The sequence below is a fragment of the Mesorhizobium sp. M7A.F.Ca.ET.027.03.2.1 genome (genome assembly GCF_003999175.1).
In the GTDB taxonomy this organism is placed as follows: domain Bacteria; phylum Pseudomonadota; class Alphaproteobacteria; order Rhizobiales; family Rhizobiaceae; genus Mesorhizobium.
The window spans coordinates 1-16,678 of sequence record NZ_RZOM01000019.1; the positions used below are offsets into that span (position 1 = coordinate 1).

General features: G+C 63.0%; 11 protein-coding genes and 1 tRNA gene. 6 read left to right on the forward strand and 6 right to left on the reverse strand.

Annotated elements, in window-relative coordinates; translation table 11 throughout:
* Window positions 1-385: 385 nt before the first annotated feature.
* Both EN750_RS02005 and EN750_RS02010 read left to right on the forward strand, forming a co-directional pair.
* Window positions 386-1,318 (forward strand): lysylphosphatidylglycerol synthase domain-containing protein, encoded by a 933-nt coding sequence (locus tag EN750_RS02005; protein ID WP_127395486.1) that lies wholly within the window; start codon window positions 386-388, stop codon window positions 1,316-1,318.
* A 176-nt stretch (window positions 1,319-1,494) separates the two neighbouring features.
* Window positions 1,495-1,568: transfer RNA gene (locus EN750_RS02010), tRNA-Gln, on the forward strand.
* Between the two features lie 227 nt (window positions 1,569-1,795).
* Here EN750_RS02010 and EN750_RS40370 read toward each other — a convergent pair.
* A complete protein-coding gene (locus tag EN750_RS40370) occupies window positions 1,796-2,038 on the reverse strand; it encodes a hypothetical protein (RefSeq protein WP_127395487.1) in 243 nt (80 codons plus the stop codon).
* 734 nt (window positions 2,039-2,772) lie between these two features.
* On the opposite strand from EN750_RS40370, the gene EN750_RS02025 reads away from it, so the two are divergent.
* Together EN750_RS02025 and EN750_RS02030 are read left to right on the forward strand one after the other, a co-directional pair.
* Window positions 2,773-3,405: a hypothetical protein gene (locus EN750_RS02025; RefSeq protein ID WP_127395489.1), complete on the forward strand. Its 633-nt coding sequence runs from the start codon at window positions 2,773-2,775 to the stop codon at window positions 3,403-3,405.
* A gap of 110 nt (window positions 3,406-3,515) precedes the next feature.
* Window positions 3,516-5,195 (forward strand): hypothetical protein, encoded by a 1,680-nt coding sequence (locus tag EN750_RS02030; RefSeq protein ID WP_127395490.1) that lies wholly within the window; start codon window positions 3,516-3,518, stop codon window positions 5,193-5,195.
* A gap of 110 nt (window positions 5,196-5,305) precedes the next feature.
* On the opposite strand, the gene EN750_RS02035 is transcribed toward EN750_RS02030, so the two are convergent.
* Window positions 5,306-5,512: a hypothetical protein gene (locus tag EN750_RS02035; RefSeq protein ID WP_164873861.1), complete on the reverse strand. Its 207-nt coding sequence runs from the start codon at window positions 5,510-5,512 to the stop codon at window positions 5,306-5,308.
* Between the two features lie 247 nt (window positions 5,513-5,759).
* Between EN750_RS02035 and EN750_RS02040 the strand changes: the two genes are divergently transcribed.
* Window positions 5,760-6,764, forward strand: coding sequence for a L,D-transpeptidase (locus EN750_RS02040; protein WP_127395491.1), 1,005 nt, complete (start codon window positions 5,760-5,762; stop codon window positions 6,762-6,764).
* A 62-nt stretch (window positions 6,765-6,826) separates the two neighbouring features.
* Here EN750_RS02040 and EN750_RS02045 read toward each other — a convergent pair whose 3' ends face one another.
* On the reverse strand, window positions 6,827-7,513 hold the full coding sequence (locus EN750_RS02045) for a D-lyxose/D-mannose family sugar isomerase (protein ID WP_127395494.1): 687 nt from the start codon (window positions 7,511-7,513) through the stop codon (window positions 6,827-6,829).
* A gap of 189 nt (window positions 7,514-7,702) precedes the next feature.
* On the opposite strand from EN750_RS02045, the gene EN750_RS02050 reads away from it, so the two are divergent.
* Window positions 7,703-8,761 carry a D-TA family PLP-dependent enzyme gene (locus EN750_RS02050; protein WP_189526003.1) on the forward strand — a complete coding sequence of 353 codons (1,059 nt, stop codon included), beginning with the start codon at window positions 7,703-7,705 and terminating at the stop codon, window positions 8,759-8,761.
* 114 nt (window positions 8,762-8,875) lie between these two features.
* Here EN750_RS02050 and EN750_RS02055 read toward each other — a convergent pair whose 3' ends face one another.
* The 3 genes from EN750_RS02055 to EN750_RS02065 form a co-directional block, all read right to left on the reverse strand.
* A complete protein-coding gene (locus tag EN750_RS02055; protein WP_127395493.1) occupies window positions 8,876-9,679 on the reverse strand; it encodes a heme ABC transporter permease in 804 nt (267 codons plus the stop codon).
* 139 nt (window positions 9,680-9,818) lie between these two features.
* Window positions 9,819-11,600, reverse strand: coding sequence for a glucan ABC transporter ATP-binding protein/ permease (locus EN750_RS02060; RefSeq protein ID WP_127267279.1), 1,782 nt, complete (start codon window positions 11,598-11,600; stop codon window positions 9,819-9,821).
* A 509-nt stretch (window positions 11,601-12,109) separates the two neighbouring features.
* The coding region (locus tag EN750_RS02065; protein WP_281062263.1) for a glucoamylase family protein at window positions 12,110-16,678 on the reverse strand (4,569 nt) is incomplete at its 5' end.

The following is a 16,678-nucleotide window of genomic DNA, read 5'->3' on the forward strand; positions in this document are numbered from 1 at the left end:
GTCTTCCACTGTCGTTCCTTCCGGCGCCGCGCGAACCTATGATGGACGCAGCAGGCGCTTCAGTGTTTTAAGTTGCCGCCAGACTAACAGCGCCGCGCCCGATCACCAAGAGCCGCGTGCCGAATTTTGCCGGCAGGCCGCAAACCGCCGTTCCGGGGCGGCCGCGTAATGAACCCGCACGCCGCAGTTGCCGGCGCTACGCCTGCCGGCATCTCTTTCGGCCGCTCACTGCGGCAAATCTAGCCGGCCGACGCTGCGACAAGGGTTCGCGGTTGAATAGCCGGCTTCGATGAGGCATTTCTGAAATGAGCGGAAGAATCCGGCAAGGCCGGCCTCTCACCAGCCACGAAAAGGAAGCGGACCCGCAACGCATGGCAGTCAGGCAATGAACTGGAGACGCTATTTCTGGCCGGTTGTGGGCATCGCCGCCGTGATCTTCTCGCTGCTGCTGCTCTGGCACGAATTGCGCGGCGTTTCGCTCGACGACGTCTGGGACGGTATCACGGCCATTTCGACCCGCGGCTGGGTCCTTGCCGCGCTGAGTTCGATCATCGCCTATGCCTCGCTTGCCGGCTACGACCACATCGCGCTCCTGCATATCGGCAAGCGCGTGTCGTGGCTGTTCGTCACGCTGTGCTCCTTCACCACCTATGCGCTGTCGCACAACATTGGCGGTTCGGTGTTTTCGGGCGCCGTCATCCGCTATCGCGCCTATGGTACCAGGGGCCTGACCGGACAGGATGTCGGCGTGCTGGTGGCGGTCTGCTGGATCACCTTCGTGCTGTCGACGATTTTGGCCTCGGGCCTGGTTCTGGTGTTCGAGCCTGAGATACTCGACCGGTTTTCCGGCATCGCCCATCATGGCCTGTCGGAAGCGGCCGGCATCGCGATGCTGCTGCTCGTCGCCGCCTATGTCTTCGGCAGCTGGCTGCATCTGCGCCCGCTGAAGATCGCCAGTTTTCAGCTCCACTATCCGGCGCTGCCGATCGTCGCGCGGCAGTTGCTGATCGGCCCGATCGAACTGCTGGCCGCCGCCGCGATCATCTTCTTTGCCCTGCCCGCAGCCCACAATCCCGGCTACTTCGTCATACTGGGCGTCTTCCTCGTCTCCTTCTCGATCGCGCAGATCTCGCATGCGCCGGGCGGGCTCGGCGTGTTCGAGGTGGTGTTTCTCGCCGGCCTGTCGGACATGGATCCGGTCGGCGTGCTGGCGGCGCTGCTGGTGTTCCGGCTGTTCTACCTGATCATCCCGTTGATTCTGGGCCTGGGCGTCGTGCTGTTCTTCGAACGCTCGCAGTTCAGCCGGACGGAGCCTTGAGGAGCGGGATTGGATCTGGAGGCCGCGCGCCGGCATCTGAAGTGCGGCGTCTGAAATCACCTGACGAAACGTGCCATTGAAGCACAGAGCAGGCTTGACTATTTTCCGCTGGCGGCTACAAGGCAGCGCTCAAGCGGCTCAGCTGCTCGGCCCGCGCGGTTCATGACCACGCCTGCTGGGGAATAGGTTAACGGTAGACCCACGGACTCTGACTCCGTTAGTCCTGGTTCGAATCCAGGTTCCCCAGCCAGACATTTCTCAAGTATCTACCAGTGCGGAACTTCCCGACGCCGGCCACGTTCGGCTGCATGGCTTTCTTGACCGGGTTTTCATCTGCAGTGGTCGTTCTGTTTATCGTGCTGCTGTTCACCCACGCAGCCCGTGATCTTCAAAGCTCACCTATGTATCATCGGATATATCACCGACTGCGCCGAGGCTTTAGGTCTTCGTTTTGAAGCGCAACGATGGCTGAACGCGTTATCCCGCCGTCTGCGGCCTAACCGGCCCAGCAGTGTTCCACCGGATGAACTCGGCTTTCTTACGGGTGACGTGCCGCAAGGTCTTCAACAACACCTCATGCGGGACACCGGTCTGCCTGTAGTGGTCGTAATACGGCGATATGAATGGCTTAATGATGCTTAGGTGCAGCGCTTCCGCTGCCATTAGAAAGCGATCAATTTCAGCTTGTGAAAATTGCTTTGAGGGTTTTGACCTAGTCATTGCGACACCTTTTGAGAGTCGCCACCCGAGGACAATTCCTACAGCACACCGAACCGGGCCGGCGAGCTTCCCGTCATGTCGAGATCGGCTCAGTCCGACGTAACAGGACCCGACTCGACGACTTGCGCCGTGACTGAGGAAAGGATTCCTCGCTTCGCCAGGACAGGCTTTTCATAGTTCTTTTTCATAAATGCTCCTCGCATTTTCCACTCGCCGAAGGTGCTTTGGAGCGATCAAGTTGTCAAGCTGATGCTAAAAAGCCGCCAAAAGGATAGGAAGTTGGCAAACTCGCCGGGCGAAGACCCCAACGCCCTCGGAGCCCGGCGAGCCTACTACCTAATCGGGTACGCGATCAGGACCGGGGTTCACCCAGTAACAGGTCCGGTGCAAGAGCAATGCCAGCAACCCTGTGCTGAAATGGGACGGGCGGCAAAATGACCGTAAACTTGCCCCCAGCGGAATATGGTCCTTTAATTAAATTAGCGTAGACGCATAAAAAGGCTTATAATTCGGACAGCCGGCACTGCCCCCTCCAAGCCGGTCAGGCTCGGCGCCAGTCCCCCTCGATACCCTCCGACGCCGGGCCGCTGCTCCTAGCCGCTGGTCAGGATAAGCGCGCTAGCGATACGGCGCGTCATCGGTGTCTATGCGACGGAATCATGGAAGGCGAGATTGCCTGGTCGTTGCGTCCGCCTTAGTGAAGCTTCATGAAGGCTCCTCCACAAGGCCGCGTCATGCTCACTGATAGCCAGTACATTCTCGAACGCATGAGCCAAGGCTGCGTGACGCTCTCCGACGACGCGTTCGTCATCGACAGGCTGGTCAAGTATTTCGGCAATGGGAAGATCCGCTGGCATGTCGAATTCCGTGGGCATCGCATCGAGCTGACGACAGGCCAGCTCAAGAAGCAGCCGACCTTCCGCAGGAAGATACTCGAACAGGCTGGCGTGCTGCCGCCCCAGCGTGCCGGGACCGACTACAGGCGATGGGCACTCGATCTGAGGAAGAATGCCATCGAGCTTCCTTGGCGGGATAGGCCGGTCGATGCCGGTTTCGCCATCGACAGGCTCACCAGCCATGGGGACGGGCGCTGGACGGTCGAATACCAGGGCAAGGCAATCAAATTCACGACGACCAAACTCCGCAGGCAGGTTAGTTTCCGCAAACGCATGCTGGCCAAGGCCAAGGTGCTGCCGCCCCAGTTGGACCCGGTTGCCTACCGGAAGTGGATGGACTGGCTCATTCAAAACGCCACCGAAGCCGCCCCGCAGGCCGGCGATGCCTCGATGACAGAAAAAAGTTGGCTGGACGACCTGCCAGAGCTGGCCGGCTGGCAGAATGAAGCACCGCCCGAAGGGGCCAGCTAGGGGGCGGCACGCGTTGCGTTTGCCATGCCTGGAGATTTCGTCACACACTGATGACGAGGGAATCTGACCAGAGCCTGGCTCGCTGGCAATCGGAATTGAAATGAGCACCCATGGACCGCTTCAACCTCGGCACTTATCGCCGCCCCATCTCCACGCGCTCGGCGGAAACCCAGCGCTGGTTCGATATAGGACTGAAGTGGTGCTACGGCTTCAACCATGAGGAGGGCATCAAGTGTTTTGAGAAGGCGCTGGAGACGGATCCTGATTGCGCTTTTGTGCATTGGGGCATCGCCTATGCCGCCGGGCCCTTTTACAATCTGACCTGGAAAGAGCATGGCGAGGCCGAGGCCAACAGCGCAACCAGACGCTGCTTCGAGCATGTCCAGCTAGCGCGCGCCAATGCGGCTGCCGCCAGCGATGTCGAAAGGCGCCTGATCGAAGCGCTGGCGTGCCGCTTCCAGAAGCCGCACCGGGTGGGCCCCGAGGAATTCGAACAATGGGACGATGCCTATGCCGCCGCTATGCGGCTTGTGTATCAGGACTTTCCCGACGACGACGATGTGATGGCGCTTTTCGTTGAGGCGCTGATGATGCGCACGGTGCGGCGGCTGTGGAATCTCAAGACCGGCGCGCCGGCGCCGAATTCCGATGTCGTCGAGGCGCTCGACGTTTGCGAGCGGTCAATCCGGTTTGCCGACGAGACCGGCGCAGCACAACATCCGGCGATCGTCCACCTGCACATCCATCTCCTGGAAATGTCCACCATGCCGGAGCGCGGCATGCGCTCGGCGGATCTGCTGGGCGAAATGTGCCCCGATGCCGGGCACATGAACCACATGCCGGGGCATATCTATGTGCTGTGCGGCGAGTACGAGAAGGCCAGGCTTGCCAGCGAGAAGGCGGTGCGCGCCAACGACCTCTATCTGGCCTATGCCGACGAGCCGACCTACTATCTGCTCGGCTGCTGCCACGATCTGCATCTGATGATATTCACCTGCATGTTGTCAGGCCAGTACCGGCCGGCACTGTGGGCCGCCGACAAGGTGCGCAGCCTGGTCGCGCGCGAGGTGGTCGCCATCCAGGACCGGCCAAAACTCACCCAGACAGTGGAAGGCTACCATGCGATGAAATCGCATGTGCTGGTGCGCTTCGGCCGCTGGCAGGAGATCGTCGACGAACCGGTCACCGCGGAGCCGGGCCTTTATGTGCTGACAGCGGCCATGCAGCACTACGCCAAGGGTGTCGCGCATGCGACGCTCGGGCATTTCACCGAGGCCGAGCGCGAGCGCGAAAAATTCCACCGGCATCTGGAAGGCATTCCGGCCGAGCGGCGCTTCCTCAGCAACCCGACGCGGGCTTCGCTGGCTGTCGGGGCTGCCCTGCTCGACGGCGAGCTTGCCTATCACCAGGGCCGGCATGACGAGGCCTACGGCCATCTGCGGCAAGCGGTCGAGCTTGACGACAATCTGTCCTACACCGAGCCGTGGGCGTGGATGCATCCGCCGCGCCATGCGCTGGCAGCACTGCTTCTCGACCAGGGCCACTCTGCAGAAGCTGAACAGGTCTATCGCGACGATCTCGGCCTGAGCGGCAAGGTGCAGCGCTGCGCCCAGCATCCGAACAATGTCTGGGCACTGCACGGGCTGGTGGAATGCATGAATCGGCGCGGCGAGACTGATGAATTGCCGATATTGCAGACAAGCCTTGCCGCGGCGCTGGCCAAGGCGGACGTGCCGATCACCTCGTCCTGCCTGTGCAGGACGAGCGCGCAGCAAGGCTGCTGTCACTGACGCGAAGTCAGCCTACCGCCACTGTTGCGGCCGATCGGCTCGCCAAACAAATTGTCGACCGATCATCGTTGGCGGTGGAACCCTCGCCGCCCGGTCGTGTCACCTGCCGATCAGCCCAGGCTCCACGCTTTGTCTCGTATCACGCCTTCCTCGATCAGCACCGAGCAGTCTATCTCATCGTGAAGTTGGGCGTTTGGGTCGGACAAAAGCCAGGAAGCATAGGACCGAAGCTGCTTGAGCCTGGCTGTTTTCTCAAGCCGGGCCTGGCGCTCATCCTCGGCTGCCGGTCTTCTGTCCTTCTGGGCAGGAAATTGCATGCTGGCTCTCCTCGGTCACCGAGCTGCGCTTCGACTTGAAGCCAACACATGCGCTGGCGAGAGTCGCCATCCATCTGGATGATGGCGGACCCTTATCAACAATGCACCCGCGCCACCGCCGGGTGCTCCCTGGTCCGGGTTCGCTGCGGCGCATCGGCACTCGGCAGTCGGACGCAGCCAGGGGAATGGAACCAGATCGGCCGTGCGACGTCATAGAAGCAGGTGCTCATACAGGAGTGTGACCTCCATGATCAGGCTCGTTCTTGCCGCTGCCGCCATGCTCGTCATGGCATGGGATGCAACGGCGGCGGCAAAACTGGACGCGGTCACCGTCAACAACGCCCAATTTGACGGCAGCGAAGCGAAAGGCGTCAGTGCGACCGTTCTGAAGGCGCAAATCCTCCTGGATCGTGCACGCTTCTCGCCAGGCCTGATCGATGGCCGCCAAGCAGAGAACTTCAGCCGGGCAGTCAGTGCGTTTCAAGCGGCCAACGGATTGCCTGCCGACGGCAAGCTTACCCGCGAGACATGGGACAAGCTGGTCGCGAGTTCCTCGCGCCCCGCGCTTGAGACCTACGAGTTGACGCGCAAGGATGTGCAGGGACCGTTCACCAGGCGAATTCCGACGCGCATGGAGAGGATGGCCCGCCTGCCCAGGCTGGCCTACCACAATGCCCTGGAAAAGATGGCGGAGCGCTTCCACAGCAGCGAGGAACTGCTTGAACGCCTCAATCCCGGCATCGGCTTCAGGAGAGCGGGGCAAAAGCTGCTGGTGCCAGCTGTCGCCCGAGGTGATCCGCCGCAAGACATTGGGAACGTCGAGGTCGACAAGAGCGCTCGCCAGGTTCGCGTGCTCGACCCTTCCGGCAAAGTGCTTGCGACGTACCCCGCCTCGATCGGGAGCCAGGAGAAGCCCGCGCCGAGTGGCGAGGCAGAGGTCAAACGCGTGGTGCGCCACCCAACCTATCACTACGATCCCGAGTTTGCCTTCAAGGGGGTGAAGACGAAGCGCCCCTTCACGATCGCTGCCGGGCCAAACAATCCGGTGGGATCGGTCTGGATCGATTTGTCCATCGATAGTTATGGCATTCACGGGACTCCGGACCCAGGCAAGATCGGAAAGACCTTCTCGCATGGTTGCATCAGGCTGACCAACTGGGATGCCGAAGACCTCGCCTCCGAAGTGCAAAGAGGCACAAAGGTCGTCTTCAAGGAGGAAGCGGCAGGATCGGTCGAGCAAGGATCGCAGTAGTTAGGCGCTACGGACTAACCCGCTTTCGACCGTGTGACTGGCGTCACCGTGGGGCGGCGCCCTTACCCCAGCCACTTCTCATAATCGGATACCAGCAGATGGACCGGGGCAACGTCTTCGTCGATGTTGGAAAAACGGCCGATCGGTTCGCGAAACACATTGTCGGTGAGATCGTCATTGACGGTCGAGACCTCGCCGATCAGCACGTCCTTGCCCTCGGCCCAGAAGGCATGCCAGACGCCGGGAAGCAGCGTGACGCTCTGGCCCGGGTCGAGCTTCAGGAGCCCGCCCGCAGGCAGCCTGTGGATGGTTCCGTCGACCGGCACCGAAACCTCGGCCTTGGGATCGATGCCGCCGTCGCGGTCATGCATGAACAGTTCCAGCACCAGCTTGCCGCCGCCACGGTTGATGATGTCCTCGGCCTTGATGTTGTGGCGGTGCATCGGCGACAGCTGGTCCTTGCGCGAGATCATGATCTTCTCGGCATAGAGCATGCCCATGCCCTTCTTCATGTCCTCGTAGCGGCCGTTGCGAACGGTGAACAGGAACAGCCCGAGCTCCTTGAACTTCTCCTGGCCGTAATCGGTGATGTCCCAGCCGAGTCGCGAGGTAAACACGGCCGCGGAATCGGCTTGGCGTGCCTTCGCCTCCTGCGGCGACCAATAGGCGAAGGGCGGCATGATGTAGCCGAACGAGCGGATGAAAGCGTCGGCTTCGCGGATAATGTCGTTGATGGCGGAGCGCTTCATGATCATGATCCCTTCGTATCGATTTGTCTGGCAAATCGCATAGCCGAACGTCGATGCTGTGTCGATCCATCTCGCCGTCCAGTCCGGCGTTGCGCAGGGCGTATGGACCACAGATCCGCTTGCCTGGCCGCGTGACATCACGGATTTTCAGGGCCATAAAACCCGCGGTTCCTCATGGGGTGAAAGATGATGCCGACCGTCCAAGATCTCGATACGCCATCCATCCTGATCGACGCCGCGCGCGCGGAAGCCAACATTGCCCGCGCCCAGGCGCATGCCGACAAGAACGGGCTGAAGCTCCGGCCGCATATCAAGACGCACAAATTGCCCTACTGGGCGAAGAAGCAGATAGCGGCCGGCGCCGTCGGCATCACCTGCCAGAAGATCGGCGAGGCCGAGGTGATGGCCGATGCCGGGCTGACCGATATTTTTCTTCCCTACAACATCCTTGGGCGCGCCAAGCTGGAACGGCTTCTGGCGCTGCACGGGCGCGTCACCCTGTCGGTGACAGCGGACAGCATGGAGACGCTCGAAGGGCTGGCAACCACCTTCACCGATGCCGGCCATCGACTGCCGGTGCTGGTCGAATGCGACACCGGCATGGGCCGCTGCGGCGTGCAGACGGCTGATGAAGCAGTTGCGCTGGCAAGGCAGATCGACAGAGCCGGTGGCCTCACCTTCGGAGGACTGATGACCTACCCGGCCGCCGGGCGGGCGGCGGAGGCCGAAGCCTGGCTCGCCGGGGCCAAGCAGGCGCTGGCCGCGTCGGGCCTCGCCTGCGAGCGCATCTCCAGCGGCGGCACGCCGGATATGTGGCGCTCCAGCGATACATCCGTTGTCACCGAGTATCGTCCAGGCACCTACATCTATCTCGACCGCTATCAGGTCGCCAAAGGCGTCGGCGGCCTCGACGACTGTGCGCTGACGGTGCTGTCGACGGTGGTCAGCCATCCCACAGCGACGCGCGCTATCCTCGATGCCGGGAGCAAGGCGCTGTCCAGCGACACGCTGGGTCTCGCCGATTTCGGCGAGTTGCTCGGCGTGTCGGGAGCGCGGGTGACGGGCCTGAGCGAGGAGCACGGCACCGTCACGCTTTCGGGCGACGGCAAGCTGCGCATCGGCGAGCGCGTGCGTGTCGTGCCCGACCATTGCTGCGTCGTCACAAACCTGTTCAACGAGGTCAATCTGATCGACGGCGACAAGGTGCTGGAAACGCTCCCGGTGGCGGCGCGCGGAAGGATGGGGTGAACTAGGAAGCGCCTTGCCTTCTCCCCCTGTGGGAGAAGGTGGATCGGCGCGCAGCGCCGAGACGGATGAGGGTGTTCCAGCGGAATGAGACGTTGGCGTTCCCTGGAACACCCCTCATCCGTCGCCTTCGGCTACACCTTCTCCCACAATGGAAGAAGGGGGAGACCGCTCGGCCTGCCGTGCCGCAACCCTGCGCATGGCAATCACCCTGCGGCGGCGGATTTCGGTGCGCATCGCCATCAGGTGCAGCGCGAAGAACAGCACGGTAAAGCCGAGCGCCATCACCAGCAGCGGCCATAGCAGGCTGGGGTCGATGGTGGAGCCGCCCATGCGGAACACCGAGGCCGGCTGATGCAGCGTGTTCCACCAGTCGACCGAGAATTTGATGATCGGGATGTTGATGAAGCCGACCAGCGTGATGATGGCCGCGGCCCAGGCGGCACGGCTGGCATCGTCGAGCGCGCGGGTCAGCGCGATGATGCCGAGATACATCAGGAACAGCACGAACACCGAGGTCAGCCGAGCATCCCAGACCCACCAGGTGCCCCACATCGGCTTGCCCCAGATCGAACCGGTGATCAGCGCCAGCGCGGTGAAGACGGCGCCGATGGGTGCGGCTGATTTCAGCGCGACATCGGCCAACGGATGCCGCCAGACGAGCGTGCCGAGCGCCGAGACCGCCATCAGCGTGTAGCACATCATGGCGAGCCAGGCGAAAGGCACGTGGATATACATGATGCGGACGGTGATGCCCTGCTGGAAATCCTCAGGCGCGGCGAAGCTCATATAGAGCCCCACGGCGAGGATCAGTGTGGCGATCGTGGCCAGCCATGGCACGACCTTGTCCGCCAGCCCGACGAAGCGCGTCGGGTTGGCGAGGTCCATCCAGCCGGTCAGGCGTGAAGTCGTATCGCTCATGCGGTTCTACATAAACCGCCGCGGCGTTCGGGGCAATCGAGCGGTGGTGTCGCAGACGCAATTGGGGCGGCCGTGCCTGTACTCTCACCCGGACCTAACGGTCCGACCTCCCCACAAGGGGGAGGTAAAAGAAAGAGGCTCAGGCAGCCGCTTCCTGCTGTTGCTGCACGGTGCGGCTGAGGCGGCGAACCTCCTCGTCGTTGAGCAGGCCGCCGGCGCGCAGCAGGCTGGCGAAGCGGCCATTGCGCAGCGACAGCTCGGTGAAGCCGCCCATCTCGACCACCCTGCCCTTGTCCATGAACACGACCAGATCGGCGTCGCGAACGGTGGTCAGGCGGTGGGCGATGATGAAGGTCGTGCGGTCGCGGCGCAGCTCGTCGATCGCTTCCTTGACGCGGTCCTCGGTCTCGACGTCGAGCGCGCTGGTCGCCTCGTCGAGCACCAGGATCGGTGCGTCCTTCAGCACGGCGCGGGCAATGGCGATGCGCTGACGCTCGCCGCCCGAGAGCTGACCGCCACGTTCGCCAACCACCGTGTCGTAGCCATTGCTCTTGGACAGGATGAAGTCCTGTGCGGCAGCCGCATTGGCGGCGGCATGGATCTCGTCATTGCTTGCATCGGCGCGGCCAACACGGATGTTGTCCTCGATCGAGCGGTTGAGCAGCCCGGCATCCTGGAACACGGTGGCAATCGAATGGCGCACCGACTTGCGGGTCACGGTGCGGGTGTCGATGCCGTCGATCAGGATACGGCCATGGGACGGCGAGAAGACACGCTGCAGCAGGTTGATGAGCGTGGTCTTGCCAGCGCCCGTCGGGCCCACGATGGCGACGGTCTGGCCCGCCTGCACCTCGAAGGACACGTCGTCGATGCCTTGGCCGGAATTGGCGAATTCGAAGCCGACATTCTCGAAGCGGACATGGCCGGTGACGTTGGCAAGATCGCGCAGGCCGTCCGGCTCGGCGGCATCAGCCGCGGAGTCCTCGAGATGGTAGAAATCCTCGAGCTTGGCACGGGCCTCGGAAATCTGGTTTGCGAAAGCCGACATCTGGTCGAGGCGAGCGATCAGCATCGTGGCAAAACCGGTGAAGGCAATGACGTCGCCGACACCCAACTGACCACGAGTGACGAGATAGGAGCCGATCGACAACACGATCAGCATCGAGATTGCCGATGACAGGCGGTGCAAGGCATTGGCCAGCGCCCACCAGTCGAGAACAGGGTTCTGCGCGTCGAGCAGGTTCTTAACGTAGCGGCGCAGCGTATCGGCCTCGTGGCCGAGGCGATTGTAGCTCTGCAGCACCGCAACGTTGCTGACCGAGTCGGTCACATGCGCGAACACCTTGTGGTAGTGGCGCTCGACCGCGGCCTGGCCCGCCTTGGTGCGGCGCATGACCATCCGGCCGATGCCGACATAGAGCAGCCCGAGGCCAAGCAGCACCAGCGACATGCGCAGGTCCATGCTGATCGCGGTCGGGACCAGCAGTACGAGGGCGACAGCCGTGGACAAATGCTGGCGCATGAATTCGAGCCAAAGGCTGAACAGGGTTTCGACGGCGCGCAGCATCGTATGCAGCGCATTGGAGGTGCCGTGCTGATGGTGCCAGGCGAGCGGCATGGTGATCACACGCTCGAAGGACTCGCAAAGCACTTCGCTGCGCCGCGCGTGGGCAAAGCGGTCAGCGCCGCGCGCCACCATGACGAAGGCAACGATGTTGAAGGCTCCGAGACCGGCCCACATGACCAGCGTGGTGAAGACAGAACCACGCTCGGAGATGGCGCCGATGACGCGACCGAACATGATCGGCTCGAGAAGCGCTACGATGGCGAGAGCCACGTTGGCCGAACAGATCAACGCAACGCGTTTCCTGTCCGCCGCCAGATAACCGAGAGCTCGCCAGTAGATTTGCAGAAGGGTCACCCCAGTTACTCCGCCACGCTGTTTATTGTGCACTGCATCATTTTATTCGTACCGGTTGATACGTCGCAAAACAATGGCCGTGTACCCCTTCAGTTCCCCTAGAGCGAACAAAAGATGGCGACGTTCCGAAATCTGCCGTGATCACCTAACGGTTTGAGAAGACAGGTAAAATGTCAGGCATGCGGCGAAATCATGGCAGTTGGCACGTACTGCCACAATTTTAATCAGCAACAATGTCGGGCGGATGACTAAGGCCGAAATCGCCTTTTGCGAAGTATAGAGCGAAACAAAGCTGCAGTGCGCCCTTCCAGGTGAAGGGAGGCCAAACTCTCACTGCTCGTGGCGCCCCTGTCGGACGCCTCAAGCCTTTGATTTCATGCATTCCTCGGTGGCATGTCCTTCAACCGGCAGGCGGCAACGCCGGGCGGGACGGCCTCTCATCCCGCCGTGGCGGCAAAAGTCGCGCCCCGGATCCCAGGCCCGAGCGCATAGTTTTTGAGCAACATGCATCAGGCCGGGATCCTGATGACCACCTCGGCAACTTCGCCGTCCTTCAGTTCGACTGCCGAACCCTTGGTCTTTGCCCCATTCACCTCCAGCGACACGGCCTTGGCCTTATTGTCGCGGATGACGCGAACCTTGAGTTCCGCCCCCAGCATTTTGAGATTTGCCGAGTAGCCGTCCCAGTGGCTCGGCAGCTTCGGCTTGAACTGGACACGCTTGCCGCGCCGCTCGATGCCCAGGATGCCTTCGACAGCAGCCCTGTAGAGCCAGCCGGCAGAGCCGGTGTACCAGGTCCAGCCGCCACGGCCGCCCTTGCCGTTGCCGGCGTTGTCGTCCCCGGCATAGATATCGGCCGCCACGACATAGGGCTCGACACGATAGTGCTCGGCCGTGGCCTCGTCGGTCGCATGGTTGACGGGGTTCAGCATCGAGAAACAGCGATAGGCCTCGTCGACCTGCCCCATCTCGGCAAGCGCGATGACGAACCATGTGGCGGCGTGGGTGTACTGGCCGCCATTCTCGCGCACGCCGGGCGGATAGCTCTTGATGTAACCCGGGTCCTTCTCCGTCTTCGAGAAGGGCGGCGTGAACAGCTTGACGATCTTCAGCTTGTCGTCGACGAGCAGCTTCGTTGCCTGCTCCATCGCGGTCGTCGACCGTGCCGGGTCGCCCTCTCCCGAAAGCACGCTCCAGGACTGGGCGATCGAGTCGATCTTGCACTCCTGCGAGTTGCGGGACCCCAAAGGGGTGCCGTCGTCGAAACTGCCGCGCCGGTACCATTCGCCGTCCCATGCGGTGCTCTCAAGCGCCCGCTTCAGAACATCGGCATGCTTTGCCCAGGCCTGTGCTCGCTTAGCGTCGCCCTCGGCCTTGGCGACGGGGGCGAAATCACCCAGCGTCTTCAGCAGGAACCAGCCGAGCCAGACGCTCTCGCCCTTGCCGTGCTCGCCAACGCGGTTCATGCCGTCGTTCCAGTCGCCGCCGAGGATCAGCGGCAGGCCCGCGGGGCTGCTGCGCTTGATGGCGAGATCGAGCGCACGCGCGCAGTGGTCGTAGAGCGACGCCGTCTTCTTCGAGATTTCCGGGGTGAAGAAGGCATCGTGTTCGCCATCGCCCAGCGGCTGTCCATCGATGAACGCCAATTGCTCCTTGAGGATGGTGGCATCGCCGGTGACCAGCAAATAGCGCGCCGTGGCGTGGGCAAGCCAGACCACGTCATCGGAGATCAGCGTGCGTACGCCAGCACCCGTGCGCGGCAGCCACCAGTGCTGCACGTCGCCTTCGGGGAACTGCCGCCGCGCCGCGTTGAGGATCTGGTCGCGCGCCAGTTGCGGGTCATGCGCCAGCAGCGCCAGCGTATCCTGCAACTGGTCGCGGAAGCCGAAGGCACCGCTTGCCTGATAGAAGGCGGAGCGGGCACGAATGCGGCAGGCCAGGCTCTGATAGGGCAGCCAGTGATTGACCATGGCGTCGAGCGCCTTGTCAGGCGTCTCGACCTGGATGGTGTCGAGGAAGCCGCGCCATTCGCGCTCATTGTCGGCCAGCCGCTGGTCGAAGTCCTTGACCCGGTGCTCTTGCACCAGCGCGCTCGCCTCCTCGGCGGACTCGGCGTCGCCGAGCAGCCAGAGCAGCGTCACGTCACCGCCAGCCGGAATCTCGACGTCGCGGGCGATAGCCGCGCACGGATCGTCGCCGGCTTCGACACGGCCAGACAGCGCTGCACCACTCAGCACCGCCTGCGGCAGCTCGCTGGAGCCATGCCGGCCCAGGAACTCCGACCGGTCTGTCGTCACCGAATGGACGCCGCCGTCGGCCGCGAGGAAAGCAACGCGCTCGCCGAAATCCAGCCCGTAGGGGTTTTGTGCCAGCAGCGCCCCGCTGGCGGCATCCCGGGACGGGACGATGGTTGCCGCAGTGCGCGACCGATGCCCGCCGAGCACCCATTCGGCATAGGCATAGACACGCAGCCGTGCCGGCACCGAGCCGGAATTCTGGATGCGCAGCCGCGAAATCTTCAGCGGATCGACCGGATCGACGACGTGGGTAAGGTCCATCGACAATGGTCCGCGCTTCGAGCGGAAGGTCGAGAAACCCTGGCCGTGCCAGGCCTCGTAGGTCATCGTGGGATCGCGCACCACGGCGGCGAGCGGCGAGAACGCCTTGCCGCTGGCCTGATCGTAGATATAGAGGCCCTCGCCCGGCCGGTTCGAGACCGGATCATTCGACCACGGCGTCAACTGGTAGTCGCGGCTGTTTCGGCTCCAGGTGAAGGCAGCGCCCTCGGCGGAGGTATGGAAGCCGAACGAGGCGTTGGAGACGACGTTGATCCAAGGCTGCGGCGTCGTGCGCCGGCCGGCCAGGCGCACGACATAGTGCCGCCCGTCGCCATCGAAACCGCCAAAGCCGTTCCACTGGCTGAGCCCGCTGCCATCGGCGCTGACATTGGCCACTGCCTGCGAGGCAGAGGTATGCGTCGTGGGTGTCGGCGATGGCAGTTCACGCAGAACCGGCAATGCTGCCGGCAGCAGGGCGTCCCGCGCCTGCAAGGCGGCCGCCTCGGCGCGCTCGATCTGGTCGAAGATGGTGCCGTTGCGCGTGTGCAGGACCACCCGGGCGACAGCGAGCAGCGTCTTGTAGGTGGTCTCGTCCATGAGGTCGCGGCGCACCGCGAAAATGTGCTGGCGAGGTCCGAGCTCCTTGCCGCGCAGACGGCTGTTTTCGCACAGCGTCTCGACCGCCCGCTGCAGGTCCTGGACATAGGAGGACGCCTGCTCGTTGACGACGACGAAGTCGATCATCATGCCGCGGGTGCGCATATATTCCTGGAAACGCAGCGCCTGGGCAACGATTTCGAGATCCGCGACGTCGCCGATCCTGACCAGGAAGATCGGGAAATCGCCGGAAATGCTTGTCGGCCACAGGCTCGACTGCTTGCCCAGCCCCGAGGCGATGGATTCAGCGGGAAGACGCAGGAACGGATCCGGATAGATCAGATAGCGCGCCAGCTTCTGCACATTGGCGGCATCGGTCAGGCTGAGGCCCATATGGCGGGTCTGCACCTGGCTGCGCGTCCAGGCAAGCATGGCCTGGCGGGCAAAGCTCTCCGGATGGTCGAGGCGGGCGATGGCTTCGTCCAACTCGGTGCGGCCAGCGCCGACGACGGTCCAGAAGGTCAGCGATATCTTCTTGTTGGCCGGCACGCGCACCTGGCGACGCAGCGAGGCGACGGGATCGAGCGTAAAGCCTGAATGGCCGCCCAGCCTGGCGCCCGGGTCGAAAGCGGCTGCGTCGACGATGGTACGGCCACGGCCGATGAAGGCGCGCCTGTCGGTCTCGGCCTCGGCATCGCGCGCCGATCCGGACGGATCGGTGACGAAATGCATCATGGCGATATCGGGCTCGCTGGTCTCGCGCTTGCGCCGCGTGGCGAAGATCGCCGCGTTGTTGGCAGAGATTTCGGTTTCCACGAACATCTTCGAGAAGGCCGGATGCGCGTTGTCGGACGCCTCCAGGCCGAGCACCAGTTCGGCAAAGGAGGTCACTTCGATGTGACGGTCGGACGGACCGTCATTGTAGAGCGTGACCCGACGACCCTCGCCATTGCCTTCCGAGATGACAATGCATTCGACCTCGGAGCGCAACGTGCCCACGGATTTGACGAAGCTCGCCTTGTCGTCGGAGAACAAGGTCTGCGCCTTTTCCTCGGCGGCGCGCTTCGGCTCGGCCGTAGCCGACCACCAATCGCCGGTGCCGGCGTCACGCAGGAAGATGTAGGAGCCGAGCCGGTCCTCGGTCGGATCCGGCTGCCAGCGTGTGACGGAGAGATCGCCCCAGCGGCTGTAGCCCGAGCCGGTCGCGGTGACCATCACCGAATAGCGGCCGTTCGACATGACGTTGGTCGACCGCAGAGACTGCAGCGGATTGAGCACGATGCGGGTGTCGGGGCTGTCGACTTCGGTCTCGTCCTTGGAGCGTTCGTCGGCCTCGGTCCTGACGGTCGCGGTCGGGATGTCGCGCGGCGCCCTCTCCTGCAGCAAGAGTTCGGCCGATTCGATGACCGGATCGCTGTGGAAGCGGTCGCGCATGCGACCTTCGAAGATGGCGTCGGCAACCGCCGCGATCGACATGCCCGAATGATGGGCCATGTAGTTCTGGACGACGACATGATCCGTGCCTTCCGGCACGCGCTGCGGCGTGAAGTCGACGGCATCGTAGTAGCCGTGGCGGCCGAGCGCCCCGATCTCCCGCAATCGGGCGAGATTCAGCACGGCTTCACGCGGATTGAACTGGGCCGCCAGTATGGTGGCGTAAGGCGCGATCACCGTGTTCTGGCCAAGGCCGCGCTTCAGCCCGAGGCCTGGAACGCCGAAATTTGTGTATTGGTAGGTCAGCTCTCGGTCGCGCGCATTGTAGGCGGCCTCCGAAATGCCCCACGGCACGTTCTTCTGGCGGCCATACTGGATCTGGCGCTTGATGATCAGCTTGCTGGTCTGGTTGAGGATCGAGCCCTGCGGCTCCTTCATCACCAGCGGCGGCATCAGATATTCGAACATCGAGCCGGACCAGGACATCAA

Bases quoted from the DNA above. Each gene is read 5' to 3' on its own strand.
- EN750_RS02025 (WP_127395489.1), top strand. From the start codon at position 2,773: ATGCTCACTGATAGCCAGTACATTCTCGAACGCATGAGCCAAGGCTGC.
- EN750_RS40370 (WP_127395487.1), bottom strand. From the start codon at position 2,038: ATGACTAGGTCAAAACCCTCAAAGCAATTTTCACAAGCTGAAATTGAT.
- EN750_RS02040 (WP_127395491.1), top strand. From the start codon at position 5,760: ATGATCAGGCTCGTTCTTGCCGCTGCCGCCATGCTCGTCATGGCATGG.
- EN750_RS02055 (WP_127395493.1), bottom strand. From the start codon at position 9,679: ATGAGCGATACGACTTCACGCCTGACCGGCTGGATGGACCTCGCCAAC.
- EN750_RS02030 (WP_127395490.1), top strand. From the start codon at position 3,516: ATGGACCGCTTCAACCTCGGCACTTATCGCCGCCCCATCTCCACGCGC.
- EN750_RS02005 (WP_127395486.1), top strand. From the start codon at position 386: ATGAACTGGAGACGCTATTTCTGGCCGGTTGTGGGCATCGCCGCCGTG.
- EN750_RS02050 (WP_189526003.1), top strand. From the start codon at position 7,703: ATGCCGACCGTCCAAGATCTCGATACGCCATCCATCCTGATCGACGCC.
- EN750_RS02045 (WP_127395494.1), bottom strand. From the start codon at position 7,513: ATGAAGCGCTCCGCCATCAACGACATTATCCGCGAAGCCGACGCTTTC.
- EN750_RS02035 (WP_164873861.1), bottom strand. From the start codon at position 5,512: ATGCAATTTCCTGCCCAGAAGGACAGAAGACCGGCAGCCGAGGATGAG.